This window comes from Cupriavidus sp. GW823-FHT07A04 (genome assembly GCF_058794615.1).
Map to the genome: position 1 here is coordinate 215,966 of NZ_JBXAHA010000012.1, position 25,638 is coordinate 241,603.

At 62.2% G+C, this 25,638-nt stretch carries 23 protein-coding genes and 1 pseudogene; 15 read left to right on the plus strand and 9 right to left on the minus strand.

The window, feature by feature from the left end:
- The first annotated feature begins 33 nt into the window (after window positions 1–33).
- Window positions 34–801, plus strand: a complete 768-nt coding sequence (locus AC1Q7Q_RS21995; protein WP_492371053.1) for a LysR family substrate-binding domain-containing protein — start codon at window positions 34–36, stop codon at window positions 799–801.
- Between the two features lie 290 nt (window positions 802–1,091).
- Here AC1Q7Q_RS21995 and AC1Q7Q_RS22000 read toward each other — a convergent pair whose 3' ends face one another.
- From AC1Q7Q_RS22000 to AC1Q7Q_RS22010, 3 genes are all read right to left on the minus strand, one after another.
- Window positions 1,092–2,165, minus strand: a complete 1,074-nt coding sequence (locus AC1Q7Q_RS22000; protein WP_492371054.1) for a zinc-binding dehydrogenase — start codon at window positions 2,163–2,165, stop codon at window positions 1,092–1,094.
- 153 nt (window positions 2,166–2,318) lie between these two features.
- A complete protein-coding gene (locus AC1Q7Q_RS22005) occupies window positions 2,319–3,416 on the minus strand; it encodes an alkene reductase (protein WP_492371055.1) in 1,098 nt (365 codons plus the stop codon).
- 153 nt (window positions 3,417–3,569) lie between these two features.
- Complete coding sequence (locus AC1Q7Q_RS22010; protein WP_492371056.1) at window positions 3,570–4,484, minus strand: LysR family transcriptional regulator; 915 nt, start codon at window positions 4,482–4,484, stop codon at window positions 3,570–3,572.
- Between the two features lie 152 nt (window positions 4,485–4,636).
- On the opposite strand from AC1Q7Q_RS22010, the gene AC1Q7Q_RS22015 reads away from it, so the two are divergent.
- The gene (locus AC1Q7Q_RS22015; RefSeq protein WP_492371057.1) at window positions 4,637–5,599 is read left to right on the plus strand and encodes a nuclear transport factor 2 family protein; all 963 of its coding nucleotides are present in this window, start codon (window positions 4,637–4,639) and stop codon (window positions 5,597–5,599) included.
- A gap of 38 nt (window positions 5,600–5,637) precedes the next feature.
- On the opposite strand, the gene AC1Q7Q_RS22020 is transcribed toward AC1Q7Q_RS22015, so the two are convergent.
- From AC1Q7Q_RS22020 to actP, 5 genes and pseudogenes are all read right to left on the minus strand, one after another.
- Entirely contained in the window at window positions 5,638–6,624 is a 987-nt protein-coding gene (locus AC1Q7Q_RS22020; protein WP_492371058.1) for an LLM class flavin-dependent oxidoreductase, read from the minus strand.
- A 16-nt stretch (window positions 6,625–6,640) separates the two neighbouring features.
- Entirely contained in the window at window positions 6,641–7,741 is a 1,101-nt protein-coding gene (locus AC1Q7Q_RS22025) for an alkene reductase (protein WP_492371059.1), read from the minus strand.
- A gap of 49 nt (window positions 7,742–7,790) precedes the next feature.
- Window positions 7,791–8,855, minus strand: a complete 1,065-nt coding sequence (locus AC1Q7Q_RS22030; protein WP_492371060.1) for an LLM class oxidoreductase — start codon at window positions 8,853–8,855, stop codon at window positions 7,791–7,793.
- 245 nt (window positions 8,856–9,100) lie between these two features.
- Window positions 9,101–9,772 (minus strand): TetR/AcrR family transcriptional regulator, encoded by a 672-nt coding sequence (locus AC1Q7Q_RS22035; RefSeq protein ID WP_492371061.1) that lies wholly within the window; start codon window positions 9,770–9,772, stop codon window positions 9,101–9,103.
- A gap of 415 nt (window positions 9,773–10,187) precedes the next feature.
- Window positions 10,188–10,449: pseudogene (gene actP / locus AC1Q7Q_RS22040) on the minus strand (cation acetate symporter); the annotation flags it as partial.
- Between the two features lie 185 nt (window positions 10,450–10,634).
- On the opposite strand from actP, the gene AC1Q7Q_RS22045 reads away from it, so the two are divergent.
- Window positions 10,635–10,838: a hypothetical protein gene (locus AC1Q7Q_RS22045; RefSeq protein WP_492371133.1), complete on the plus strand. Its 204-nt coding sequence runs from the start codon at window positions 10,635–10,637 to the stop codon at window positions 10,836–10,838.
- Between the two features lie 66 nt (window positions 10,839–10,904).
- On the opposite strand, the gene AC1Q7Q_RS22050 is transcribed toward AC1Q7Q_RS22045, so the two are convergent.
- Window positions 10,905–11,423 carry a MarR family winged helix-turn-helix transcriptional regulator gene (locus tag AC1Q7Q_RS22050; protein WP_342913486.1) on the minus strand — a complete coding sequence of 173 codons (519 nt, stop codon included), beginning with the start codon at window positions 11,421–11,423 and terminating at the stop codon, window positions 10,905–10,907.
- Window positions 11,424–11,666: 243 nt separating this feature from the next.
- Here AC1Q7Q_RS22050 and AC1Q7Q_RS22055 point away from each other — a divergent pair, with 243 nt between their 5' ends.
- The 12 genes from AC1Q7Q_RS22055 to AC1Q7Q_RS22110 all read left to right on the plus strand — a co-directional run bounded on the left by AC1Q7Q_RS22055 (window position 11,667) and on the right by AC1Q7Q_RS22110 (window position 25,623).
- On the plus strand, window positions 11,667–13,688 hold the full coding sequence (locus AC1Q7Q_RS22055; RefSeq protein WP_492371062.1) for an oxidoreductase: 2,022 nt from the start codon (window positions 11,667–11,669) through the stop codon (window positions 13,686–13,688).
- 42 nt (window positions 13,689–13,730) lie between these two features.
- Entirely contained in the window at window positions 13,731–15,374 is a 1,644-nt protein-coding gene (locus tag AC1Q7Q_RS22060; RefSeq protein ID WP_492371063.1) for an AMP-binding protein, read from the plus strand.
- Window positions 15,375–15,401: 27 nt separating this feature from the next.
- Window positions 15,402–16,169: a glucose 1-dehydrogenase gene (locus AC1Q7Q_RS22065; protein ID WP_492371064.1), complete on the plus strand. Its 768-nt coding sequence runs from the start codon at window positions 15,402–15,404 to the stop codon at window positions 16,167–16,169.
- Window positions 16,170–16,184: 15 nt separating this feature from the next.
- On the plus strand, window positions 16,185–17,003 hold the full coding sequence (gene badI, locus AC1Q7Q_RS22070; RefSeq protein ID WP_492371065.1) for a 2-ketocyclohexanecarboxyl-CoA hydrolase: 819 nt from the start codon (window positions 16,185–16,187) through the stop codon (window positions 17,001–17,003).
- Window positions 17,000–17,770 (plus strand): enoyl-CoA hydratase/isomerase family protein, encoded by a 771-nt coding sequence (locus AC1Q7Q_RS22075; protein ID WP_492371066.1) that lies wholly within the window; start codon window positions 17,000–17,002, stop codon window positions 17,768–17,770. Before badI ends, AC1Q7Q_RS22075 begins: the two co-directional genes overlap by 4 nt.
- A 113-nt stretch (window positions 17,771–17,883) precedes the next feature.
- On the plus strand, window positions 17,884–18,678 hold the full coding sequence (locus tag AC1Q7Q_RS22080; protein WP_492371067.1) for an enoyl-CoA hydratase-related protein: 795 nt from the start codon (window positions 17,884–17,886) through the stop codon (window positions 18,676–18,678).
- Between the two features lie 139 nt (window positions 18,679–18,817).
- On the plus strand, window positions 18,818–20,608 hold the full coding sequence (locus AC1Q7Q_RS22085) for an acyl-CoA dehydrogenase (protein WP_492371068.1): 1,791 nt from the start codon (window positions 18,818–18,820) through the stop codon (window positions 20,606–20,608).
- 227 nt (window positions 20,609–20,835) lie between these two features.
- Window positions 20,836–22,035 carry an ABC transporter substrate-binding protein gene (locus AC1Q7Q_RS22090; RefSeq protein ID WP_492371069.1) on the plus strand — a complete coding sequence of 400 codons (1,200 nt, stop codon included), beginning with the start codon at window positions 20,836–20,838 and terminating at the stop codon, window positions 22,033–22,035.
- Window positions 22,036–22,174: 139 nt separating this feature from the next.
- Window positions 22,175–22,945: an ABC transporter ATP-binding protein gene (locus tag AC1Q7Q_RS22095; RefSeq protein ID WP_492371070.1), complete on the plus strand. Its 771-nt coding sequence runs from the start codon at window positions 22,175–22,177 to the stop codon at window positions 22,943–22,945.
- Window positions 22,946–22,958: 13 nt separating this feature from the next.
- Entirely contained in the window at window positions 22,959–23,684 is a 726-nt protein-coding gene (locus AC1Q7Q_RS22100; protein WP_492371071.1) for an ABC transporter ATP-binding protein, read from the plus strand.
- Window positions 23,685–23,701: 17 nt separating this feature from the next.
- The gene (locus AC1Q7Q_RS22105; protein WP_492371072.1) at window positions 23,702–24,589 is read left to right on the plus strand and encodes a branched-chain amino acid ABC transporter permease; all 888 of its coding nucleotides are present in this window, start codon (window positions 23,702–23,704) and stop codon (window positions 24,587–24,589) included.
- Window positions 24,589–25,623, plus strand: a complete 1,035-nt coding sequence (locus AC1Q7Q_RS22110; protein WP_492371073.1) for a branched-chain amino acid ABC transporter permease — start codon at window positions 24,589–24,591, stop codon at window positions 25,621–25,623. The genes AC1Q7Q_RS22105 and AC1Q7Q_RS22110 overlap by 1 nt, the downstream gene beginning before the upstream one ends.
- Window positions 25,624–25,638 lie beyond the last annotated feature (15 nt).

Here is a 25,638-nt window from a genome sequence, read left to right on the forward strand (position 1 = left end):
CGCAAGTTCAGCGATTGGAGCGGGAGTTTGGGCGTGCGTCTGCTGAACCGCAACAAGCGACAGCCTGTAACATTGACGGATGCAGGACGTGCCGAAGCCTTGGTGGCGTTGAGGCATCTGGATCGTGCCGAACAGGTGGGCAGGCTGGCGGCGCGCGGGCTGGCGGGTGTTGTTCGGATTGGCTTCGTCGCTTCAGGCGTAAGCAGCGGGGTGCTCACGCGGTTGATGCGCGAGTTCCGTGCTTCACATGACAATGTCCGTATCGAGGTGGTGGCCATGGAGACCCCGCGCCAGCTTGAGGGGTTAGTTAGCGGGGAGATAGATGTCGGGATCGGCCGCCCCCGGCGTACGTATCCGCAAGGCTTGACGGCGGCTCTCGTACATAGTGAGCGCCTGATGATCGCGATGGCGGAAGATCATCCGTTGGCGAGAAAGGCCGAGCTGTCCGCCAAGGATCTGAGACATGCGTCCTTCATCTCGCCCCAGTTTGACGAAGAGGAAGGGTTCGGAGAGGTATTGTCGGCATTAGGTGCCGTCGGTGGCTTTAGGGCGATTCTCGACTATCGTGTTCAGGACTTCATCTCTGCGATCAGCCTGGCTTGCGCAGGATATGGTGTGGTTGTTGTGCCCGAGTCGATGAGGAATTTGTTCCAGCCGGGCATATGCTATCGAGCGATTCGGGATTTCGAGTACACCGTCGACCTGGCCTTTGCAAGGAGAAAGCGCGAGTTGTCGCCCGCAGTCCGGGCATTTGTTGGCGCGTCGTTGAAGGGGTCGGCACAGAAAGACGGTGCTACCTAATGGGCCGGCTCCCTTGCGCTGGGCCGACGTCCACGCGAAGCTCCAGGGGGCTAGATGAGGTTCACTTTGCCTGCAATACGGTGAAACGTTTGCTCCGGTATGCGCTTGCGCAACGGAAGTTCATGGAAACCCCCAGAGACGAAGTCGACGTATTGAGTGGGCAGTGGGTCGGATTGATTGGCAACGACTGCGCGAGTATCTGTTTGCCTCAGTAGGTGCAAAGAGTGCCACCACGTCCCGCGACCGACGCACCGGAGGCTACTCAGTACGTCGGTGCTCTCAGGCTCGGCTCACGGCTTCAGTGCCAGCTTGACGACACCATCGCGTTGATGGCCGAACAACTCGTAGGCGGCGACGACGTCATCCAGCGGATAGGTGTGGGTGACCAGATGGTCTAGCTTGATACGCTGGCTAGAGGTCACGTTGAGCAGTCGACGCATGCGTTCCTTACCACCAGGGCAAGTGGAGGTCACAATCCGCTTGTTGGCAAGACCGGCCCCAAAGCCGTCCAGGGGCACGGGGATATCCTTCGAATAGATGCCCACGCTAGACACGGTACCGCCGGGACGTGTCACGTTGACGCAGGTCGCCATCGTTTCATCACGGCCGAGGCATTCCAGGGCCACGTCGGCTCCCACGCCATTCGTAAGTTTCATTACCTCGTCCAGCACATCGCATTCTTTGGGATTAAGAAGGACGTCAGCGCCCATCGACCTGGCTTTCTCGAGTCGTGCTTCGACCGGGTCTACTGCGATCACCAGGCCGGCGCCCTGGAGCCGCGCGCCCGCAGTGGCACATAGTCCGATCGGACCTTGGGCCACGACAACAACGACATCGCCAATCTTGATGCCTGCGGACTCGGCAGCGGAAAAGCCGGTGCTGACGATGTCCGGAATCAGGAGTACGTCCTCATCGCTCAGATTGTCGGGAATCAGTGCAAGGTTTGCCTGAGCGTCTGGCACAACGAAATACTCCGCCTGGCAGCCGTCCAGATAGTTGCCAATCTTCCAGCCTCCCGCCACTTTCCAGCCATTGGGGGCTTGGCTGCCGCACTGGGAATGGAATCCCATCAGGCAGGACGAACACTGGCCGCAGGGCGTCACTGCCGCACACAGCACGCGCTGTCCTTCTTGGTAACCCCTGACTTGGGAACCAAGCTTTTCGATGATCCCGATTGGTTCGTGCCCCAGAGTGAGTCCGCTGCGGACAGGGTATTCGCCCTTGAGGATATGAATGTCCGTGCCGCAGATTGTGGTCGTCGTAATTCGAATCAGGGCGTCCGTGGGCCCGATGTCGGGAATCGGCTTGTCTTCAAGCGCAATGCGCCCCGGTTCAACGAATACGGTGGCTTTCATCATAGCCATGTGAGGTCTCCAGTTATTCGGTCGAGGTGGATCGACCGAGTTGCCTTCCGTCATAGACTTATCGACCGATCAGTGATCGATCGATAAACTCTAGCAGATGCGTCTGTCCGCTGCAGACTCGACTAGCTAGGTATTTACCCTGTGGTGCAGCTCTCAGGCCGCATAGGCCGGATAGTCGGTATAGCCCTTTGCAGATCCACCGTACCAGTGTTCCATAGACGCCTGGGCGAGCGGGACGTTGTCTTTCAAGCGCGAAACCAGGTCGGGGTTCGCGATAAAGGCTCGGCCGAAGGCCACAACATCCGCGGTTCCTTCCCCGACGAGCTGCTTCGCCTTATTGCCGTCGATGCCGCCATTGACAATCAGTGCGCCGGAGTAAGCTGGGCGGACGATCTCCAAAATGCGCGGCAAGTCGTGACGGTCGAACCACCCGTTCGTGTCGGCAACGTGCAGATAGGCCATGCCGAACCCCTGAACCATGGCGGCGACATACCGGTACGTCGGCGCCGGATCGGGGTCGCGTACGTTGTTATAGTCAGCAAACGGTGAGATCCGAACGCCGATGCGGTCGAGCGGAAATACTTCCGACACCTGCTCGATGATTTCCCGCAAGAAGCGCGTCCGGTTTTCCAGCGAGCCGCCATATTGGTCATCGCGCTGGTTGGTACCGGGCGAGAGAAACTGATGCGGCAGATAGCCGTTGGCAGCGTGGACTTCCAGACCATCGAAGCCAGCGGCCTTGGCGTTTTCGGCGGCACGACGGTATTCCTGGACGGTGGCCTGGACTTCCTCGGTCGTCATTGCGCGCGAGGGCGTGGCGTGGATCTTGGTATAGACGCCGTTTTCCAACTGTCCCCAAACATGGAGGAGATGCAGATCGTCATTGACGGCCGACGGCGAAACAGGGGCCTTCCCGTTGAGGATGGCAAAGGAACTGGCGCGACCCGTATGCCAGAGTTGGGCCACGATGCGACCGCCGTGCTGGTGAATGCCGTCCACTACACGGCGCCAGCCTTCGGTCTGTTGGTCGCTGTAGATGCCTGGCGAGCGTTCAAACGACTGCGAGTTCTGCGTGACGTTGATCGCTTCGGAGATGATGAGCCCGGCGCTCGCACGTTGTGCGTAGTATTGCGCCATCAGCGCGGAAGGCACGTCGTTGGCGTCGGCCCGCGAACGGGTGAGCGGTGCCATGACGACACGGTTGGCGAGCTCGATGGCGCCGAGCTTGAATGGGTCGAAAAGACTGGGCATGGGTACGTTCTCCGGTTTGCATACCGCCATGTCGTTGTGGATGGACAAACGCAGGCGATGCGAAGAACGAAGTCTGAAAGAAAGCGCAGACCGGATAAAGCCGTTTTCCGTACCAGGATATGGTCCGCCGGGGACCCAATTATCTATCCGTTGTCAGCGCTGCTCCCACGGTTGGCCATCCTTCCAGATTTCGACCAGAAGGTCGATAAAGGCACGAATCCTGGGCGAGAGATGACGCTTGCTCGGGTAGATGATCCGGATAGGATCCGGTGCTGGCACAAACTCTTCCAGGACTGGAATCAGGGCCCCGCTGCGCAGTGCGTCGCCAGTAATATACGTGGGCAACTGCACGATCCCGAACCCGGCAAGGGCGGCCGCGCGCATGGCTTCCGAACTATCGATGCTCAGGCGACCCTGGGTGTCGAATACGTAATGGCCGTCCGGCGTGTCAAAGTGCCATGCTCGAGGGCGATCCGCGCTACGCAGCGTGATGATGTCATGCTCATGCAGCGCCTGTGGCGTTTGTGGCGTGCCCCGTCTGGCGAGATAGTCGGGGGAAGCGCAGGTCAGAAATCGTTGCGTTCCGATGGTTCGCGTCAGGATTGCGGAATCGTCCTTCGGTTCTCCGATACGGATAGCAATGTCGAAGCCTTCGTCCACCAGATCGACAAAGCGGTCCGTGAAGGCGATGTCGGCGCGAAGTTCGGGCCACTGCTTAAGGAAGGTGTCCAGCACTGGCAGGATGTGCCGCTGGCCGAATGACAACGGCGCCGTCAATCGTAGGGTCCCCGTTGGCTTGCTTCTGCGCATGGCCATGGTGGCATCCACATCCTCGAGATCCTCAATAATCTGCCGGCAACGCTCATACATGATTCGCCCTTCGTCCGTCAGGCTGAGTTGGCGTGTGGTCCGATTCAGCAAGCGCACACCAAACCTCGCTTCAAGACGGACAACGCACTTGCCGATGGCCGAACGGGTCAGCCCCAATGAGGTCGCGGCAGCGGTAAAGCTGCCAGTCTTGACCGCTGCCACGAAGGCAGCAATGTCGCCAATCCGGTTGAGTTCCATTCGTTTGTCGTCTTTGCGTTCTCGCCTGGGTGTTCCGATTCCGGGATATGGGACCGCACGTCCCGAATCATCGGACTAATCTTGCCGTCTGTCTATATGCGCGCTCGCCGGGCTTCGATAGCCAAAGCTGCGCACCGATTAGGAGTTGAAGCATGCATCCCCCCGCAGTTCTACGTGATCGTCTGGAAGCCACCCTGACAGCGTTCCTTGACTATTGGTCCGGTGAGAATGTTGGCGATGCCCACACACTGTTTAGCCCCGCGGTGCAGTTCCAATCCAGTCACCGCGGCGACGCGCGCGGGCAAGAAGCGGTGACCACGATGCTGACAGTCGATTTTCGCGACCGCCGAGTTGTTCATATCACTGGCTCGAATGAGGTGGTGCGGTTTAGTGGCCGGGAAGGGGTGATGAGTGCCTATTTCTTCGGCGAGGTGCGTGATCATAAAGCTCCCACTTCCAGTGCGGTGCTGTTCGGAGGATTCGTGACATTGAAGATGTGCATGCGCGAAGACACTCCCCTGATTCATGACATCCGGATGCAGGTCAACTGGGTTCAGGGCGATGCAGCCCTGCTGGCGAATTGGACGTTACCCGTCCAGGACCGCGCGTGGCAGCCGGGTGATCGCGTTGCAACGATCGTCAGCGAAATGGATTCTCCCTGGGCTCGTACCGACCTGCGTGCAGCGGAATCGGATCAACATGCTGTGGTTGAAGCCTGGTATCGATACGCCTGGGCTCTGGATCAAGGAGACTTCTCGCTGCTCGCGGGTTGCTTCAGCGAAGATGCGCAAGCTGTCCTCACACCAATGGGCCATCTGCGCGGGCGTAGAGAGGTGGTGGGGACACTCAAGGCGTTTCGTTTTCCGTGGCCATGGATGCAACACTATGGCACCCCACTGGGGATAGAGATTGACAGCGAGCAGGGTACGGCACGATTGTGGATTGGCAGATTGATGCCCGGAAAGACCCGGCAAGCGGACGGCTCGCGCTTGCTAGGCGCGCACTATCAAATTTGCTTGCGTCGCCATGATGCAGGGCCATGGCTGATCGAATGGATGGAATACGTGCCCGATGGTTCAGCGCCTGACCTGATCGACAAGCAAGCGGGGCGATGAAGTATCGCCCCGCGTCCTCCTCGTACATCTGACGCCGTCTAGTCGACAAGGGCGTCCTGCAGCGACTCGGCTGCATACTGATGCGAGCGAAGGCGTGCGCCCACGTCGAAAATCCGGCAGTCGATCATCAGTTCGTCCGCGCCGGTCCGTTCGACGAGCTCATGCATCCACGCACCCACCTTGGCCTTATCCCCGGCGACCGTGCACGCTAACACCTGATTGAGGACGTTGCGCTCGTGATCGGGGAGGCTTTTCACATACCCTTCCACCGGACGTGGCAGCAATCCGGTGCGCCCCATGTGCAAATTGAGCATCCACTGCTGGTGGGACGAAGCCAGGAACTCCGCCTCGTCACTTGTGTCGGCCGCAAAGACGTTCACGCCCACCATGACGTAAGGCGCCGAGTAGTGTGGGGATGGTCGGAAATTCTGGCGATAGTGAGCGATGGCCTGGTGAAGATAGCGCGGGGCAAAGTGCGACGCGAACGCGTAGGGCAGCCCCAGCTTGGCCGCTAGGTCGGCACCATAGAGGCTGGATCCGAGAATCCAGACGGGCACATCATTCGGCTCATGTCCCGCGCGTACGGGCTGCCTGCCGTTGTCGGCAAGGTAGTCCATCATCTCCATGACGTCTTGCGCGAAGTCGCGCTCCGGCGCGCCTCGGCGCAGGGCACGGACAGTGGCGCCGCCACTGCCAGGCGCGCGACCGACGCCGAGGTCGATTCGGCCCGGATGCAGCGTGTTGAGGGTGCCGAACTGTTCCGCCACCACGAGCGGGGCATGGTTCGGCAGCATGATGCCCCCCGATCCGACGCGAATGGACGACGTCGCCGAGGCGATGTCTCCAATGATCAGGGGCGTGGCGGCAGATCCGATGCCGGGCATGTCGTGGTGCTCCGCAATCCAGTAGCGCTTGTAACCATGTTTTTCCACGTGGCGGGCCAGTTGTCGCGACGCGTCGAGTGCATCGGAAAGCCGCTTGCCCTCGCCGATCATCACGAGGTCCAGTACTGAGAGTGCTGTCATTCTTGCTCCATTTGCTTCAGACCGTCGCCACATCCTCTGTGGCGACGTTGAAAGGGGGATAGTCGGTGTACCCGTGGGCACCGCCGCCGTACAAGGCTTCCTCGCCCGCCTCTGCGAGCGGCCAGCCGTGATACATCCGGGCAACGAGGTCCGGGTTGGCAACGAAGGGTCGGCCGAACACGGCGAGATCGATTTGGTTATCGTCGATGGCACGCGTGGCAGACTCCGCAGTGAAGCCGCCTGCGAGCATCAGCGTACCGCGATAGGCCGCGCGGAATGCCTGCTGAAACGTCGCCGAACCCAGGTGACTGGCATGAACGTATGCGAGACTGCGCTGAGATAGCGCTTTGGCCAGGGCGAGCCAGGTGTCTTCCTCGCCGTCAAACGGATGCAGGTCGTAGAGGCGCGCAAACGGAGAAACGCGCACGCCAACACGTTGGCTGCCAATCTCCTGTGCGACCGAGTCGATCGTTTCAAGAAGCAGGCGGAGCCGGTTGTCGACCGCGGCACCGCCATACTGGTCGTTACGGGTATTCAGCCTGCCATTGACGAACTGCTCGAAGAGAAAGCCGTTACCGGCGTGGATCTCCACGCCATCGAAGCCGGCCCGCATGGCGTTACGCGCAGCGTCACGGAAGTCAGCAACAATCTGGCGGATACCATCAGCATCCAGTTGAACTGGCGTGCTCACTGGTACCTGTGCAGGGCGTCTTTCCTGATCGTAGGCCTGCACTGTTGTGTTGGCGGCCGGAATCGCCACAGGGGCAACTGGCTGACGTCCGCCTTCCTGCAGCGAGGTATGCGAGACCCGGCCGACGTGCCAGAGCTGGACGAAGACATGCCCGCCTGCGGTGTGAACGGCGTCCGTAACGCGCCTCCAACCGTCGATCTGTGCCTGAGTATGAATTCCCGGAGTGCAGAGGTAGCCGCGTCCCTGCGCCGAAACCTGCGCGCTTTCGGTAATGATCAGGCCGGCGCTGGCGCGTTGGGCGTAGTAGAGCGCCATCTGCTCGGTCGGCACTGTATCGGCGGCACGTGCCCTCGTCATCGGCGCCATGACGATGCGATTTCGCAGCGTCAGCATGCCAAGCTGGTAGGGATCAAAAAGTGCTGACATGGAACCGTTCCTTGTCGGGCCCAAAGGCAAAAGCCCTGGGCCGACTGCTTCAGATATGTGAGGGAAAATCGGACAACACGTACTCGGCAAGCTCCTCCAGGATTTCCTTGTAAGGCTGCCGGCTGACCTTGGGGTTGAGCGCAACATGCGACACACCCGCGGCCTGTGCCTTCTCGAGGTAGGCGCGCAAGCCATTGCGCCCTGCGCGAAAGCCGCCCGGCATCCGCTGGAAAGGCATGTCAGGGTTCGTGCCGAGATCGAAGAAGCCGCCGATTCCCAGTGGCTTGAACAGGTCCGGGCCGGCGGCCGCTCGCACCTGCGCACGCCATTGCGCGCCGAACTCGGTCAGCCTGTCGACCGGCGGGGAGCCTGTCAGCAGACCGTCGACATTCTGGGCTAGCCAATCCATGCTCTGCTGCGCCTGGCCTACGGCGACGGATGGGACGCGGCCGTACGGGGCTTTGGGTACGAGATCGAGCGTTCCGGGAGAGCCGCCGAAGCGCGTCGAGCGGAAGTTGGGAAAGCGCTGTTCCGCCAACGTACGAAAGACCGAGTAAGCGTCGCGATAGCGGTCCCCACGGGATCCGTAGTCGATTCCGAGCATCGGGTAGTCGCTCTCGCGATCTCCCGAAGAAAGGCCGAGCACCAGCCGCCCGCCGCTAAGTTGATCAAGTGAGGTCGCCTGCTTGGCGAGATACATCGGTTCCCGGGTCGGAAGAACGATCCCCGTGGTGCCGAGCGTGATGCGGGTCGTCGCTGCCGCCAGGTAGCCGATATAAACCATCGGCTCAAAGATCTGGGCGACATCGCCGTAGGCAGGATCGTAAAACGGCACGTCTCGCATCCAGAGCGCGCCAAAGCCAAGAGCTTCGGCGCGTTGCGCCATCTCCACGTGGTCTGCCATGGTCGGCGCCGGCTTGCCCGGATGGGTTTCCAGTGGAAGGATAAGGCCGACCGTCAGGGCCCCAGGCCGGAACAGGCGCTGGTAGCCGGGATGCTGTTGCAGATAGGGATGCGGATGCGACGCGCGGCCGGCCTCATCGGAAAGAGAATGCACGCTTGCCGGTGCCTCGGCGTGTTGGGATTGCTGCAGGGAAGTCGAGTGGGCTGACATGACGCTTGTCCCGTGTATGTCGATGCAGGAAGTATTATTGATTCCCGATCAGCGATAAACTGGTTCATGCGCCCATCATACGGTCCCAAAATTCCCCAATAGAGTTACATAATGCCGAAAAAGCATGAAAACGGTGTTTGCGGATTCCCGCATCCGGATCGATTGGGGCATCTTTAGGCCCCGGAACGGCGCGATCCGTAGGGCGTTGCCTCGCCCGAATTTACTGCGGACGCCTGCATTGCCCATCAAGTCGCAGCACGCACACGCGCCATGGCTGCCGGCGCGCCGTGTAGGAACATGTCCACCTTCTGGCGAATGACCGTTTCCATATCGGTTGGCACCTTCAGGCCATAGATCCACTTGCGCACGCCAATGTAGAAGATTGCCGCATGCAGGCCCCAAATCATCTCGATCTCGGCATCTGTTTCCGCTGTATTGCGTGGCGCGGGAATGTCGAAGGCTGCGCGTACCTCCGCCAGCACCGGCAGGAATACTTTGGTGCGGAGCTTGCTCAGGTATTTGTTGTTGATGCCTTCATGGGTTAGCCCGGCAAAGATAAAGAGCCGGATCCACTCCTCGCGCAGAATCACCGACGAGTAGTCCAGGTAGAAGATATACAAGCGCTCGGTCAGCGGCAACGAGCGATCGGTGATCTGCCGGTCCCAGTCCGGACGCCATTGGAAGACTTCGTTGTAGACCCGCTCGATGAGCGCTTCCTTGCTTTCAAAATAGCGATAGAGCAGCGGCTGCGTGACGCCGATCTGCCGTGCCAGTTCGCGCGTGCTGCCGCCGAACCCATTCCGGGTGAAATGTTCGATGGCTTTCTCGACGATCTGCTGTTCCCTTTCTTCCGGAAGCAAGCGTCGTGCGGATTTCATTGCCGATGCGTCTTGGCTGGCAGTAGCGCGTGGCTCCATGAGTGTCTTTCTCGGTGGTGCTGTTCGAAGTCGCCACGATTCTACCAATCATCCGATAAATAATGAAAAGATCGCTACCTTTTTCGAAAGTTGAGTGACTTTCTCGCCTTGGCACTGGGACTGCAGAGAGTTCGGATGGCCAAAGCGACCCGAAAGACATGGGACCGCAGTTCACCGCCGCGAGTACGGCAGCATCCTGGTCAATGGGTTGCTGGCCGACGACATGTACCTGGCAGATGCAAGGACGCCGGCGGAAGCGAAGGGGGCGCGACCTGCTCGAAGTCATCCAGGCCATTCCCTAGGACTGGGATGAGTGCTCGGACCGCCTCGAGAGGGAGGAAACCGCTGCGCCCCCGACCGGCGACGGGACGTTCCTTGCCGCCGCGCCGCTGGAAGACCCTCTGCAACTGACCTTTCAGGTGCCGCGCGTATTGGAGAGGCCGAGCTCGCATGCGACCCGCTGGTTTTGATAAGCGTTGCGTTCCCATATCGCGCGCTGAACGATCGGTCACCGAGAAGACATAGATGTCGGCAAAGGCTACCAGCATCGAGAACAGCGCCGGATATTCATATGGATAGACGGCGGTTGCATGCCCCAGCACCTGAACCCAGACGGTCGGGCTAAGGACAGTCACGATCACCGCGGTGGCGAGACCCATCGAGCCGCCCAGCACGGCGATGGTCGCATCCTTCCTTGGCTTATCGGGCTGAGCGCGGCCGCCGTGGCTGCGTTCTCGTTGCTACGTTGATTTCGGGTCGGCAACACGCTGACCAAGGGGAAGGTCATGGACAGCATTGATCTGCAAGTCCTGCGGGACGCAAAGGAGTGGCTGGATGCGGGCATTGGGTCACATTGGCCACGGTGACGCACACATGGGGGTCGAGTCCGCGCCCAGTGGGAGCATGCTGGCCTTGCGCGACGACGGCCGCGTTTCCGGATCGATTTCACACCTGCTTGTTCGGTGGCTGCGCTCATCGCGGCGTGAGTTTCCTTAGCCAGTACCCGTTGGGCAAACGCACTGAGTCTGTAAACGCTCATTGTGGATGCAAAGCGCGCCCAATTTGACTGACAGGATTCGATTCAACGGGCGCTCTCCTCCGACATTCGCTTGATTTCAATCGCGTCTTTTTTCTACTTTGCCTGTGCAGCGTCGGTGTCCGCGTCGGCCTCGCCCCCGGCGCCTTCGAGGTGCACATCGGCCATGCCCCCATTGAGCTGGTTCAGAAAGTGCACCAGCGAAACCTTGTCGTCGAATCGGAAGCTCGCCAGGGCCTGGCGATAGAATTCATAGATCCGGGGCTGCAGGCTGGACCAGAACGCGCGTCCCTTTGGGGTCAGCACCACGTTCTTGGCGCGCCGGTCCACGGTGTCAGCCACCCGCACCACGTGTTCGTCGCGCTCTAGGCGCTTGAGCACGCCATCGAGGCTTTGCCGGCTGACCACCAGATATTCGGCCAGCTCCGAGAACGACATGCCTTGCGCGGCTTGCGGCCGCGTCAGCGCGCCCAGCACTGACCACTGCACCGTCGTGATGCCCAGGTACTTGATGGTCTGCCGGTCCAGCGTGTTGCCCGCCTGAAACAGCCGGAAGAACAGGCGGTTGTGGACGGACGAGACGGACTGGTCATAGGAGGGGGCGGAATCGGTCATGGCTCAAATTGCGGGTAGCGCGGCTGGGGCAGGCGCGATGGCGACATTCTACGGCTGTGGTGCCGCCCGCGCCGGAATACTGGATGCGCCGGATAAGTGATTCTTCAGCAATGTATGACATGTAGATTGCATGATTGTTCTTGTGAAACGCGGTTTTATCGCAAAAATATATCAGGTACTTGACGTATATTCGAGGGATGCCTAGTATGTGTTGACGCAACCACCAGAACAAACGAGGACCCCATGGAGACACTCGACAAGATCCTGACGCCGCTGAGGATAGGTAACCACGTCATTCCCAACCGGATGGTGATGGGCGCGATGCATACGCGGCTGGAGACGCTTGACCGGCCGCGCGAGCGCCTTGCCGCCTTCTATGCGGCGCGCGCCGAGGGCGAGATCGGGCTGATCCTGAGCGGCGGCTTCTCGCCGAATCCGGAAGGGGTCATGGAGGCGGGCGGGCCGCTTTTCAACAGCGCCGATCAGGTTGACGAGCATCGCGCCGTGACCAGCGCCGTGCATCAGGCGGGCGGCAAGATCGTGCTGCAGATCCTGCATGCCGGCCGCTATGCCAAGGTGCCGGAGTGCGTGGCCCCTTCGCCGGGCAAGGCGCGCATCAATACCTTCTCGCCGCACGCCCTCACCACGGATGAGGTCTGGCGGACGATCGCTGACTTTGCCCATACCGCGGCGCTGGCGGTCGAAGCCGGCTATGACGGCGTCGAGATCATGGGGTCGGAGGGATACCTGATCAACGAGTTCACCGCCGCGCCGACCAACCGGCGTGACGATGCCTTCGGCGGCAGCTTTGAAGCGCGCATCCGCTTCCCGCTCGAGGTCGTACGCGCGGTGCGCGAGCGGATCGGCCGCGATCCGATGCTGGTCTACCGGATTTCCGCGATCGACCTGGTCGAAGGTGGCATGACCGGTGAAGAGGTGGCCGAATTCGCCAGGCGGGTCGAAGCAGCAGGCGCGGACCTGATCAACACCGGAGTGGGCTGGCATGAGTCGGCCGTGCCGACCATTGCGGCCACCGTGCCGCGGGCGGCGTGGAGCGAGGCGGTGAAGAACGTCAAGCAGGCGGTGAGCATTCCAGTCATGGCTTCGAACCGGATCAACGCGCCCGGAGCCGCGGAACAGGTGATCGCTGCGGGCGTTGCCGATCTGGTTTCCATGGCGCGGCCGCTGCTGGCCGATCCAGAATTCGCCCGGAAAGCACGGCTTGGCATCCCCGAAGAGATCAATACCTGTATTGCTTGCAACCAGGCTTGCCTCGACCGCATTTTCACCGAGCGCACCGCGACGTGCCTCGTCAATCCGCGCGCCGGCAGGGAAATCGAATTTCCCATTGGGATCGTGTCCGCCCCGAAGCGGATCGCCGTCGTGGGGGGCGGGCCAGCCGGGATGGCGTTTGCGATCAACGCCACGGAGCGCGGCCACCGCGTCACGCTGTTCGAAGCGGATGCCCAGCTTGGCGGGCAGCTCAACCTGGCCAAGATGGTGCCCGGCAAGGCCGAGTTCCACGAGATGCTGCGCTATTTCCGCGTCAGGCTGGACAAGCTGGAGGTCACGCTGCGGCTCGGCGAGGCCGCCACGCCCGAGGCGCTTGGCACGGGCTGGTTCGACGAGATCGTGCTGGCCACGGGCGTGTCGCCGCGCGTGCCGGACTTCGCCGGCGTGGATCATCCCAAGGCCGTGTCCTATATCGATGTGCTGAGCGGCAAGGTCGTGCCCGGCCAGCGCGTGGCCATCATCGGCGCAGGTGGGATCGGCTTCGACGTTGCCGAATTCCTGCTAGGCGATGCCGAGGAATCGCTCGATCCGCAAGCCTTCTTCCTCGCGTGGGGCGTCGATCCGCGCAGCACCACGCCGGGAGGCCTGACCGTAGCGGCTGAAGCCGCTACGCCGCGCCGCAGCGTCTTCATGTTTCAGCGCAAGGACGAATCCCTCGGCAAACGGCTGGGCAAGTCTACCGGCTGGATCCTGAAAGCCAAGCTGCGCAAGGCCAATGTCGCCATGACGGCAGGCGCGACCTATGATGCCATCGATGACAAAGGCCTGCACTACACGGTCCAGGGCAAGCCGCATGTACTTCCCGTCGATCACGTCGTCCTGTGCGCGGGCCAGAACTCGAACCGCACGCTGCACGACCAGCTGGTGGCGCGTGGTCTCAAGCCTCGCCTCATCGGGGGCGCCGATGTCGCCAGCGAGCTTGACGCGCTGCGCGCCATCGACCAGGCCACCCGGCTCGCTGTCGCCCTCTGAATTTCACTCACTGACTCCGCCAGCCTTCCGCAGGAGACACCCGTGCCCACCAAATACGACCAGGGCCTGGATAAGTGCCAGGCCAATTTCCAACCCCTGACGCCGCTGCATTTCCTGAAACGCGCCGCCGACGTGTTCCCGGAGCGCGCCGCCGTGATATATCAGGATCGACGCTATACCTGGCGGCAGTATGCGCAGCGCTGTGAGGCGCTGGCCAGGGCTCTGATCGCCGCCGGCATCGAGCGGGGCGACACGGTATCGGTCCTCGCGCCGAACGTCCCGGAAATGCTCGAGGCGCACTTCGGCGTGCCGCTGTCCGGCGCCGTGCTGAACAGCATCAATATCCGTCTTGACGCGCCAGCCATTGCCTTTATTCTTCAGCACTCCGAGACCCGGCTGCTGTTCGTCGACAGCCAGTTTGCCGCCGTCGCGCGCAAGGCCGTCAGCCAGTCCGGCCGCGAGATCCGGATCGTCGACATCATCGATCCAGCATCCGGCTGCGACGAGCGCCTCGGCGCCATCGACTACGACACCTTCCTGGAGACCGCAGCGCCTGACACTGCCCTGCGCTATCCGGCCGACGAGTGGGACGCCATTGCCTTGAACTATACGTCCGGCACCACCGGAAATCCCAAGGGCGTGGTCTACCACCACCGCGGTGCCTACCTGAACGCGTTGGGCCAGTCTATCAATGCCGAGATGCCTGGCAGCAACCCCGTCTACCTGTGGACGCTGCCGCTGTTCCACTGCAACGGGTGGTGCTTCGCGTGGGCCATGGCGGCGATGGGGGGCACCAGCATCTGTCTGCGCAAGGTGGTGGCCGACGACATCTACGCAGCCATCGAGGCGCACGGCGTGACGCATTTCGGCTGCGCGCCGACCGTGCTCGATTTCCTCGTGGATGGCAAACCGGCCAACTGGGTCAAGCCTACTCGGCCAATCCGGATCATGTGCGCGGGGGCATCGCCGCCGACGGCGGTGCTGCGCAAGGTGTCGGCGCTCGGCTTTTCCTTGCTGCACGTATACGGCATGACCGAGATGCACGGCGTCAACACGTTGTGCCAGTTGCAGCAGGAGTGGCGCGAGGAAGGCGAGGACGGTTTCTTCGCGCATCTGTCCCGGCAAGGCGTACGCAGCGTGGTGATGGAAGACATGGTAGTGGTCGACCCCTCGTTCGCACCGGTGCCTCGTGACGGCCAGACCATGGGCGAGGTGATGTTCCGCGGCAACCTGGCCATGAAAGGCTATCTGAAGAACCCCGAGGCGACGGCGGAAGCGTTTGCCGGTGGCTGGTACCACAGCGGCGACCTCGCCGTGGTGCACGGCGACGGCTATATCGAGATCAAGGACCGAGCCAAGGACATCATCATTTCCGGCGGCGAGAACATCTCTTCGCTCGAGATCGAAGAGGTGCTGTACACGCACCCGGCCGTCCAGACTGCAGCCGTGGTGGCGGTGCCCGACGCCAGATGGGGCGAAGTCCCGTGCGCGCTGCTGGAGTTGAAGCCACAGTTCGCGGGGGCAGTGAGTTCGGGAGAAGTGATCCGGTATTGCCGCGAGCGGCTGCCTGGCTTCAAGACGCCGCGCCACATCGTCTTCGAAACGCTGCCGCGCACGGCGACCGGCAAGCTTCAGAAATTTGTCCTGCGCAAGCTGGCCGCCGCGGCGGTAGCCAGCCGGACTTAGTCACGAATTCACACAGGAGATTGCAGTATGCGAGGTCTGAACGACAAGGTGGTCATCATCACCGGTGCAGCCGGTGGGATTGGCAAGGCGCTGTGCCAGCGGTTTTGCGAGGAAGGTGCGCGCGTGGTCGCCGTTGATGTCAATGCCGATGCGCTGGAGCAACTCAGCACGTCGCTCAAGCACACCGGCTCGGGCGTCACGGCGGTCAAGGTCGACATTACCGACCATGGCGCCGTGACGGCGGCGATCGACACCGTTGCGCAAGAGCTCGGCGGCATTGACGCTCTAGTCAACAACGCCGGCTGGGACGTGGCGGCGAAGTTTCTCGAGACGACACCGGAGTTCTGGAACAAGGTGATCGCCATCAACCTCGTGGGCCCGCTGAACCTGCACCACGCCGTATTGCCGTGGATGGTCAAGGCGAAGCAGGGCAAGATCGTCAATATCTCGTCCGATGCCGGCCGCGTGGGCTCGTCGGGCGAATCGGTCTACTCCGCATGCAAGGGCGGCGTCATTGCCTTCAGCAAGACCATTGCACGCGAATGTGCGCGCAACAATATCAACGTCAACGTGGTGTGCCCCGGTCCCACCGACACAGCATTGCTGCAGTCGTTTCTCGGCGAAGGCGAATACGGTCAGAAGATCTATGAAGGCCTGAAGCGCGCCATCCCGTTCAATCGGCTCGGGCAGCCCGCTGACATTCCAGGCATTGTCAGCTTCCTCGCGAGCGACGACGCGAACTTCATCACCGGCCAGGTCATCAGCGTGTCCGGTGGCCTGACCATGCACGGCTAAAAGCAAGCACACACCATGAACCAATACACCGATATCCTTTATGAAGTGCGTGCGGGCGTGGCGCGCATCACGATCAACCGCCCGGAGAAGTACAACGCGCTTCGCGGGAAGACTTGCGACGAGCTGATTGACGCTCTGAACGCCGCCTCGTGGGACAAGTCCATTGGCGTGGTCGTGCTGACGGGTGCCGGCGACAAGGCGTTCTGCACCGGTGGCGATCAGTCGGCGCATGACGGCGGCTACGACGGGCGCGGCGTGATCGGCCTGCCTGTCGAGGAATTGCAAGGCATGATCCGCGAATGCCCGAAACCGGTGATTGCACGCGTCAACGGTTATGCCATTGGCGGCGGAAATGTGCTGGTCACGTGCTGTGATCTGGCAATTGCCTCCGATACCGCGCAGCTGGGACAGGTGGGGCCGAAGGTCGGTTCGGTCGACCCAGGATTTGGCACGGCGCTGCTGTCGCGTGTCGTGGGAGAGAAGCGGGCGCGCGAAATCTGGTTCCTGTGCCGGCGCTATACCGCGGCCGAGGCCCTGAACATGGGTCTGGTTAATGCCGTGGTGCCGCACGACCGGCTCGACGCGGAAGTCGACAAATGGTGCCAGGAAATCCTGGCCATGAGCCCCACGGCACTGGCCATCGCCAAACGCTCGTTCAATGCCGACACCGATTCGATCCGCGGCATTGGCGGGCTGGGTATGCAGGCACTCGCGCTGTACTACGAGACTGACGAATCGCAGGAGGGCGTACGCGCGTTCCTCGAAAAGCGCAAGCCGCGTTTTCGCGAAGTCTATGAAGGCAAGCGCAAGCAGCCGGATGGAGGCCAGGTATGACCATCGGCCTGCGCTACGATGGCGAGCTGGCCGTGCTGACGATCGATCGGCCGGCTGCGCTCAACGCCCTGAACCTGGACATGCTGGAGACCCTGTCCGGCCATGTTGACGATATCGAACGGTCCGGCGTGCGCGGCGTTGTCATTGTCGGCGGGGGCGAGCGCGCGTTCTGCGCCGGTGCGGACATCGCGGAATTGCAGGACCGCACCCCGCAGCAGCACCTGGATGGTTCGGTGTTCGGGCAACAAGTGCTTGGGAAACTGGCTGCGTTGAGCATGCCCAGTGTTGCGGTCATCCGTGGTGCGGCACTAGGGGGCGGTCTGGAACTCGCCATGGCATGCAGCTACCGGGTGGCGTTGGCCGGCGCGAAATTTGGGCTGCCGGAGATCAAGCTCGGCTTGATCCCGGGCTACGGCGGGACGCAACGGCTGCCACGGCTGGTCGGCACAACCCGGGCGCTGGATCTGATTATCACCGGCCGAATGATCGCCGCAGACGAGGCACTGGAGATCGGCCTGGTCGACCGGCTGGTCGAGGGCGGCGCCCCGGTCGCTGTCGGCAAGGCGCACTTGGCCGACGTCTCGGAAGGCGGGCCTTCCGCCGTCCATCTGGCGCGCGAGGCGGTGTTGTCTGCGACGCGGCTGGATCTGGATGCCGGCCTGCGCGCAGAGGCCGCATTGTTCTCCCGGGCCACGCGAACCGACGACGCGCGCGAAGGCATCGCAGCATTCCTTGCCAAACGCGCGCCGCAGTTCACCGGCAAATAACGTATCGCGGAAAAGAGCGGGGCGCCGATGGTGCCGACACGGCGCTCAATGCCGGTTACAGCTAGTGGCGACCAGAGCGCAACCGGCACCATTCCATGTAGGAGGGTCAATCGATGACATTCGAGAACATCAAGGTCACGACAGGGGCGGCAGTCGCGCGCATTACCCTGGACCGGCCAGAAAAGCTGAACAGCCTCGATGAGGCAACGATGATCGAATTGCTTCGTGCCGTCGACCTGGTCGCCAATGACCAGACATCACGCGTACTGGCGATCACTGGCGCGGGCCGCGCCTTCTGCGCTGGCCAGGATCTGGCCGATCCGGCGATGCAGATCGTGGATGGGAAGCTGCCCGACATCGGCACCCACGTCGAGCGGTACTTCAAGCCTCTAGTCATGAAGCTGCAAGGCCTGCCTGTCCCGAGCGTTGCTGCTGTGAACGGTCTGGCTGCGGGCGGCGGGGCGTCGCTCGCGCTCGCCTGTGATGTCGTGGTGGCGGCAAAGTCCGCGTATTTCCTGCAGGCGTTCTCGAAGATCGGGCTCACACCAGACACCGGCAGTACCTGGTTTCTGACGCACCGGGTAGGAGTCGCCCGGGCCATGGGCCTGGCACTGTTCGCGGACAAGTTATCGGCAGAGAAGGCCGCCGAATGGGGACTGATCTGGGACGTACTCGAGGACGCCGCATTTGCCGCGGGCGTTGACGAGCTCCTTGAAAGGATGGCATCCATGCCGACCAAAGCCATGGTGCGTACGCGACAGTTGATGCTTGCCGCCGCGGTGCATTCGCTTGAACAGCAGTTGTCGATGGAGGCTACCTTTATTCGGGAGCTTGGCTGGAGCCAGGACTACCAGGAAGGCCTTCATGCGTTCAGCGAGAAGCGACAGCCCACGTTTTCCGGCACCTGAGTCCGTGCTGGCCACACGGCATGACAAACGGCTAACGGCCATCCGCGGCTAGCATCACATCAAGATTGTTCCTTTCTGCTCGTTTCCAAGTCACTCGGGCTGCGCTTCGATTCACTTCCCCATCTAACCTGAGATATTCATGACTTACGCTGCACCGCTTGACGACATGCTGTTCAATCTCCGGCACCTGGTTGAGCTCGATGCCATGACCGCTCTCGACGGTTTCGAGGACGCCGGCATGGCAACGGCGGCAGCCGTACTGGCGGAGTGCGCCCGCTTTAACGAGGAGGCCATCGCGCCGCTCAATGCTCTGGGAGACCGCGAGCCGGCTGTCCTTATGAATGGCAAGGTGACGACGACACCCGGTTTCAAGGAGGCGTTCCATCGCTATGCGGGGGGCGGATGGCTTGGCGTCCAGCATCCCGCGCGGTACGGTGGACAGGCGCTACCCCGTGTGATTGCCGCCGCGTGTTCCGAAATCGTCAATGCCGCCAATCTGAGCTTTGCGCTTTGCGACCTGCTCAGCAACAGTGCCATCGCGGCGCTGGTAGCGGTGGGCTCGGATGCGATGCGCGACACGTATTTGCCAAAGCTTATCTCGGGCCAATGGACTGGCACCATGAACCTGACCGAGCCCCAGGCCGGCAGCGACCTGGGGCTGGTACGCACGCGGGCGGAACGCCAGCCCGATGGCACCTACAAGCTCTTCGGCACCAAGATCTTCATCACCTACGGCGAGCATGACCTGACCGAAAACATCATTCATCTGATCCTGGCGCGCGTCGCGGGCGCGCCAGCCGGCGTGAAAGGCATCAGCATGTTCCTGGTGCCCAAGGTGCTGGTGAACGCTGACGGCTCGCTGGGAGCGCGCAACGACGTGCATGCGGCGAGCCTCGAGCACAAGTTGGGTATCAAGGCAAGCCCAACCGCTGTCATGCAATATGGCGAGCACGGTGGGGCAACCGGCTACCTGATCGGTGAAGAGAATCGTGGGCTGGAATACATGTTCCAGATGATGAACTCTGCCCGCTTCGCCGTTGGTGTGCAGGGTGTCGCCGTTGCCGACCGTGCCTACCAGCAGGCTGTCGCGTATGCGCGCGAGCGGGTACAGGGGCGTAGCGTTGGTGCGGAGGCAGCCGGCAGCGTGCCGATCATCCAGCATCCGGACGTACGCCGCATGTTGATGGAGATGCGCTGCAGGATCGAGGGCTGTCGCGCGATGATTCTTGCCGGTGCTGCGGCGGCCGATATTGCCGAACGGCACCCCGACGCCGAAGTGCGGCAGTCCGAGCACGATTTCTACGAATTCCTGCTGCCGCTGATCAAGGGCTACTGCACGGAAATGAGTCTCGTCGTGACGTCGCTCGGGATCCAGGTGCATGGCGGCATGGGATTCATCGAGGAGACCGGGGCTGCCCAGCACTACCGTGACGCACGGATCCTGCCCATCTATGAAGGCACGACCGCGATCCAGGCCAACGACCTGGTCGGGCGGAAGACCCTGCGCGATGGCGGTTCAGTCGCGCGCGATCTCGCCGCGCGGATCGAGCGGACAGAAGCGGAGCTTGCGCAATCCGGCAATTCAGCCGCCAGTGCGGTGCGGCGGGCGCTGGAGACTGCCCGCCGGGCTTTTCTCGCGGTGGTGGCTCATGTCGCGAGCCGCGGCCGCGACGAAGCGGAGTCGGTTTACGCAGGGAGCGTTCCCTATCTGATGCTGGCGGGCGAACTGGTCGCCGGATGGCAGTTGGGACGAGCACTGCTCGCTTCGGAACGGGCGGCCGCGGCCGGGGAGCGCCCGGCGTTCATGGCGGCGAAGGTGGCCACGGCACATTTCTTTGCCGAGCACGTACTAGTACAGGCACCTGTCTACCGGGACCGCGTGCTGGCCGGCGCCGGCAGTGTCCTCGCCATGGCCGCCGACCAGTTTTGACGGTGTTGCACCCGGGAGTTTGAAGCCTTCCCGACTGTCTTTGGCGCAGACATGTTCGCAGGCACGAGTGTCCTTAGCACTGGGTCGAAGACACCTCCAAAGCCTGGATTATCCCCAAAATGGCCGTTTTTGGAGCTGGCACCGAAGTTGCAGATATGCGGGTATGGACAGTGAATGTCGTCGAGGAAAACGCTGTCCGTCACGATAACGAACGATTGGAGACATCCATGAAAGCACCCGCACTGCGCTTCGGCGCTCTTGCCGCCCTGGCGGCGTTCTGCCAGGTGACTTCCGCTGCCGAGCCCTTCCGTCTTGGCGCACTGGTAGACATGACCGGTGTCTATTCCGGCATCGGCGGTCCTGGCGGTATTGCTGCCGTCAAGTTGGCAGTTCAGGATTTCGGCGGCAAGGTTCTGGACCGGCCCATCGAAGTGTTGGGTGCCGACTATCAGAACAAGGTCGATATCGCTTCCACCCGTGCCCGGGAGTGGTATGACCGGAACAATGTGGAGATGATCATCGAGTCCACGGACTCGGCCTCGGCGCTCGCGCTGCAGAAGCTTGGCGAGAGCAAGAAGAAGGTCACCATCTTCGCGGGTTCCGCCACCACGGAGCTGACGGGCAAGCAATGCTCGCCTTATGGCATTCACTACGTCTACAACACGTACGCGCTGGCGAACGGCACGGCCCGCGCGATCTTGGAAGAAGGCAAGAAGGACTGGTTCTTCATCACCGCCGACTATGCGTTTGGACATTCGCTCGAGTCGAATGCCGTCGGCGTGGTGGAGCAGTCGGGGGGCAAGGTCGTCGGCAAGGTCCGCCATCCACTCTCGGCATCGGACTTCGCATCGTTCCTGCTGCAGGCGCAGGCGTCGAAGGCGCAGGTGATTGCGCTGGCCAATGCGGGGCGCGATACCCAGAACGCGGTGCGCCAGGCTTCGGAGTTCGGACTCGGCGGCGGCAAGCAGGTGGTGGCGCCGCTGCTGATTTTCGATAGCGACCTGAAAGGCATGGGCCTGAAGGCGGCGCAGGGGCTGCAGTTCACCACGGCATTCTATTGGGACTACAACGACGAGACCCGCGCCTTCGGCAAGAAGTTCTTCGCGCAGACCAAGATGATGCCGACGATGGTGCAGGCGGGCATGTATTCGGCGGTGATGCATTACCTGAAGGCGGTGCAGGCGGCCGGCAGCGCGGACCCCGACAAGGTCATGGCAAAGATGCGCGCGACGCCGGTCAACGACTTCTTTGCCAAGGACGGCCGCATCCTGGCAAACGGGCTGATGGCGCATGACATGTACCTGGCTGAAGCCAAGAAGCCGTCCGAATCGAAGGGCGAATGGGACCTGCTGAAGATCCGCAAGGTCATCCCCAGGGACAAGGCCTTCGAGCCCCTGGAAAAGAGCGCCTGCCCGCTCAAGGGCTGACGCACACGGGAACTGAAGTGGCCAGGTAGCTGGCCACGCTTCAACGTCCTTGTCTCCGGGCGTCTTTCCACGGCCGCTGCGCTGCTCCGGCCGTGTGGAAGACGCTTCCTCTCCTTTTTAGATTGGCTTTCCACCTGTTATGCCGGATTTCATTCTGCAGACGCAGCGGTTGTCCAAGTCATTCAGGGGCTTCACTGCCGTCAGTGAAATCGACCTGAATGTACGCCGCGGCTCGATCCACGCCTTGATCGGGCCGAACGGCGCGGGCAAGACCACCTGCTTTAACCTGCTCACCAAGTTCCTGGAGCCGACCGCCGGCACCATCCTGTTCAACGGCATCGACATCACGCGCGAAAAGCCGGCGCAGATTGCGCGGCGTGGCGTGATCCGCTCGTTCCAGATATCGGCCGTGTTCCCGCACCTGACCGTGCGCGAGAACGTGCGCATTGGCCTGCAGCGTCAACTGGGCACCGCCTTCCAGTTCTGGCGCGGTTCTCGTTCGCTCGACGTGCTCAATGCCCGCGCGATGGAGTTGCTCGAGCAGGTCGGGCTGATTGAGTTTGCCGAGACCGTCACGGTCAACCTGTCTTATGGTCGCAAGCGCGCGCTGGAAATCGCCACCACCCTCGCGATGGAGCCTGAACTGATGCTGCTCGACGAGCCGACCCAGGGCATGGGCCACGAAGACGTGGACCGCGTGACGCAGCTGATCAAGCAGGTCTCTGCCGGCCGCACGATCCTGATGGTCGAGCACAACATGAATGTCGTGTCGTCGATCGCCGACAAGATCACAGTGCTGCAACGCGGTGCGATCCTGGCCGAAGGCCCGTACGCCGAGGTCTCGAAGGATCCACGCGTCATGGAAGCGTATATGGGCACGGCCGACGCCGCGCTGCAGGGTGCGCACTGAGAGGGGAGCGGAAATGGCAAACGACAAAACACCCGCCCTGGAGATCCGGGACCTGCATGCCTGGTACGGCGAATCGCACATTCTGCACGGTGTCGACCTCACGGTGAACCGCGGCGAAGTGGTGACCCTGCTGGGCCGCAACGGCTCCGGCCGCACCACCACGATGCGCGCGATCATGGGCCTGACGGGCGCGCGCAAGGGCTCGATCAAGGTCAACGGTCATGAAACCATTGGCTTGCCGACGCACAAGATTGCGCACTGCGGCATTGGCTACTGCCCGGAGGAGCGCGCGATCTTCTCCAGTCTGTCCTGCGAAGAGAACCTGCTGCTACCCCCTTTGCTAAAGGGCGCCAATGGGGAAAACGGCATGAACAAGGCCGAGATCTACGACATGTTCCCGAACCTGAAGGAGCGCCGCCAGAGCCAGGGCACGCGCCTGTCCGGCGGTGAACAGCAGATGCTGGCCGTGGGCCGGATCCTGCGGACGGGGGCGAACCTGCTGCTGCTCGACGAGATCTCCGAGGGGCTGGCACCCGTGATCGTGCAGGCGCTGGCACGCATGATCCTGATGCTCAAGAAGAAGGGCTACACGGTGGTGATGGTGGAGCAGAACTTCCGCTTCGCCGCGCCGCTGGCCGACCGCTTCTACCTGATGGAGCACGGTGCGATTGTCGAGCGCTTTGCCGCCGGCGAACTGCAGGCCAAGATGCCGGTGCTCAACGAGCTGCTCGGCGTGTAACGGAACGGGGGACCGCAATGAATCTTGATCTTGGAATTCCCTTGCCCGCGCTGCTGTCGCAGTTACTGCTCGGGCTCGTGAATGGTGCGTTCTACGCGATGCTGAGCCTGGGGCTGGCGGTGATCTTTGGATTGCTCAACGTCATCAACTTTGCACATGGCGCGCTATTCATGCTGGGCGCCTTGCTGGCGTGGGCCGGCATGGAGTACGCAGGGCTCAGCTACTGGGTGATGCTGCTATTGTCACCGCTGGTCATCGGCCTGTTGGGCGTGCTGATCGAAAAGACGATGCTGCGCTGGATCTACAAGCTCGACCATATCTACGGGCTGCTGCTCACGCTGGGGATCACGCTGGTGATCGAAGGCGTGTTCCGTTCGATCTACGGCGTCTCGGGCCTGCCGTACTCCGCGCCGGAGCTGCTGCAGGGCGCCACCGACGTAGGCTTCATGCACCTGCCCAACTATCGGGCCTGGGTCGTGATGTCGTCGATCACGGTTTGCCTGGGCACCTGGTTCATCATCGAGAAGACCAAGCTCGGCGCCTACCTGCGCGCGGGCACCGAGAACCCCAAGGTGGTCGAGGCGTTCGGAGTCAATGTGCCGCTGATGGTCACCCTGACCTACGGCTTCGGCGTGGCATTGGCCGCGTTCGCCGGGGTGCTGGCCGCGCCGGTGATCCAGATCTCGCCGCTGATGGGCCAGAACCTGATCATCGTGGTCTTTGCCGTGGTGGTGATCGGTGGCATGGGCTCGATCCTCGGCGCCATCGTCACCGGCCTGGGCCTGGGCGTGATCGAGGGCCTGACCAAGGTGGTCTACCCGGAGGCGTCATCGACGGTGGTGTTCGTGGTGATGGTGATTGTCCTGCTGCTTCGTCCGGCAGGGTTGTTTGGCAAGGAAAAATGATGACCGAATTCTCTCTCCCTTCAACGGTGACGCCGGCGGGTGGTGCGCGCGCGTCGTGGCATAGCCGGGCATCGACCTGCGTGGCCATCGGGCTTGTCGCGCTGTTGCTGCTGGCGCCGCAACTTGGTGTCTATCCGGTCTTCGTGATGAAGATCCTGTGCTTCGCGCTGTTTGCTGCGGCCTTCAACCTGCTGCTCGGCTACACGGGCCTGCTGTCGTTCGGCCATGCCGCCTTGTTCGGTGGCGCCGGCTACATGGCGGGGTATGCCATCAAGACCTGGCATGTCACGACGGAGGTCAGCCTGCTGATCGGCGTGGCAACTGCCGTTGCGATCGGATTCCTGATGGGTGTGCTGGCGATCCGCCGCCAGGGCATCTACTTTTCGATGATCACGCTCGCGCTGGCCCAGATGTTCTTCTTCATTTGCCTGCAGACACCGCAGACCGGCGGCGAGGACGGGTTGCAGGGGGTTCCGCGCGGCGCGCTGTTCGGGGTGATCGACCTGTCCTCTGACGTGACTTTCTACTATGTCGTGGTTGCCGTCTTTGTCGCGGCGATGGGGCTGATTGCGCGCATTGTCGGCTCCCCCTTTGGCCAGCTCCTCCAGGCGGTCAAGGAGAACGAGAGTCGCGCCATCTCGCTGGGCTACAGTACGGATCGCTTCAAGCTGATGGCTTTCGTGCTTTCCGCCGCGCTGGCGGGGCTGGCGGGAGCGATGAAGGCGCTGGTACTCGGCTTCGCGACGCTGGCCGACGTCCATTGGGCCATGTCGGGGGCGGTCATCCTGATGACACTGGTGGGCGGCATGGGGACCGTGAGCGGGCCGGTCGTCGGTGCGCTCGTGATCGTGATCCTGGAGAACAAGCTCGGCGAGATTGGTGCCGGGCTGGCCGGTATCACCGGGATCGAATGGTTCGCGTCGCTTGGCGAGTCGGTCACGCTCGTGACGGGCGTCATCTTTATCGTGTGCGTTCTGCTGTTCCGGAAGGGGCTGGTGGGCGCGGCAATTGGCCGGATCCCTTCGGCGCGCTGACCGGTGCGGCACGAC

Excerpts from the sequence above, each read along its gene's own strand:
- AC1Q7Q_RS22025 (WP_492371059.1), bottom strand. The coding sequence starts at position 7,741 with ATGTCAGCACTTTTTGATCCCTACCAGCTTGGCATGCTGACGCTGCGA.
- AC1Q7Q_RS22035 (WP_492371061.1), bottom strand. The coding sequence starts at position 9,772 with ATGGAGCCACGCGCTACTGCCAGCCAAGACGCATCGGCAATGAAATCC.
- badI (WP_492371065.1), top strand. The coding sequence starts at position 16,185 with ATGAACCAATACACCGATATCCTTTATGAAGTGCGTGCGGGCGTGGCG.
- AC1Q7Q_RS22030 (WP_492371060.1), bottom strand. The coding sequence starts at position 8,855 with ATGTCAGCCCACTCGACTTCCCTGCAGCAATCCCAACACGCCGAGGCA.
- AC1Q7Q_RS22090 (WP_492371069.1), top strand. The coding sequence starts at position 20,836 with ATGAAAGCACCCGCACTGCGCTTCGGCGCTCTTGCCGCCCTGGCGGCG.
- AC1Q7Q_RS22020 (WP_492371058.1), bottom strand. The coding sequence starts at position 6,624 with ATGACAGCACTCTCAGTACTGGACCTCGTGATGATCGGCGAGGGCAAG.
- AC1Q7Q_RS22075 (WP_492371066.1), top strand. The coding sequence starts at position 17,000 with ATGACCATCGGCCTGCGCTACGATGGCGAGCTGGCCGTGCTGACGATC.
- AC1Q7Q_RS22005 (WP_492371055.1), bottom strand. The coding sequence starts at position 3,416 with ATGCCCAGTCTTTTCGACCCATTCAAGCTCGGCGCCATCGAGCTCGCC.
- AC1Q7Q_RS22055 (WP_492371062.1), top strand. The coding sequence starts at position 11,667 with ATGGAGACACTCGACAAGATCCTGACGCCGCTGAGGATAGGTAACCAC.
- AC1Q7Q_RS22105 (WP_492371072.1), top strand. The coding sequence starts at position 23,702 with ATGAATCTTGATCTTGGAATTCCCTTGCCCGCGCTGCTGTCGCAGTTA.
- AC1Q7Q_RS22010 (WP_492371056.1), bottom strand. The coding sequence starts at position 4,484 with ATGGAACTCAACCGGATTGGCGACATTGCTGCCTTCGTGGCAGCGGTC.
- AC1Q7Q_RS22100 (WP_492371071.1), top strand. The coding sequence starts at position 22,959 with ATGGCAAACGACAAAACACCCGCCCTGGAGATCCGGGACCTGCATGCC.
- AC1Q7Q_RS22080 (WP_492371067.1), top strand. The coding sequence starts at position 17,884 with ATGACATTCGAGAACATCAAGGTCACGACAGGGGCGGCAGTCGCGCGC.
- AC1Q7Q_RS22000 (WP_492371054.1), bottom strand. The coding sequence starts at position 2,165 with ATGGCTATGATGAAAGCCACCGTATTCGTTGAACCGGGGCGCATTGCG.
- AC1Q7Q_RS22110 (WP_492371073.1), top strand. The coding sequence starts at position 24,589 with ATGACCGAATTCTCTCTCCCTTCAACGGTGACGCCGGCGGGTGGTGCG.
- AC1Q7Q_RS22015 (WP_492371057.1), top strand. The coding sequence starts at position 4,637 with ATGCATCCCCCCGCAGTTCTACGTGATCGTCTGGAAGCCACCCTGACA.
- AC1Q7Q_RS22050 (WP_342913486.1), bottom strand. The coding sequence starts at position 11,423 with ATGACCGATTCCGCCCCCTCCTATGACCAGTCCGTCTCGTCCGTCCAC.
- AC1Q7Q_RS22085 (WP_492371068.1), top strand. The coding sequence starts at position 18,818 with ATGACTTACGCTGCACCGCTTGACGACATGCTGTTCAATCTCCGGCAC.
- AC1Q7Q_RS22095 (WP_492371070.1), top strand. The coding sequence starts at position 22,175 with ATGCCGGATTTCATTCTGCAGACGCAGCGGTTGTCCAAGTCATTCAGG.
- AC1Q7Q_RS22065 (WP_492371064.1), top strand. The coding sequence starts at position 15,402 with ATGCGAGGTCTGAACGACAAGGTGGTCATCATCACCGGTGCAGCCGGT.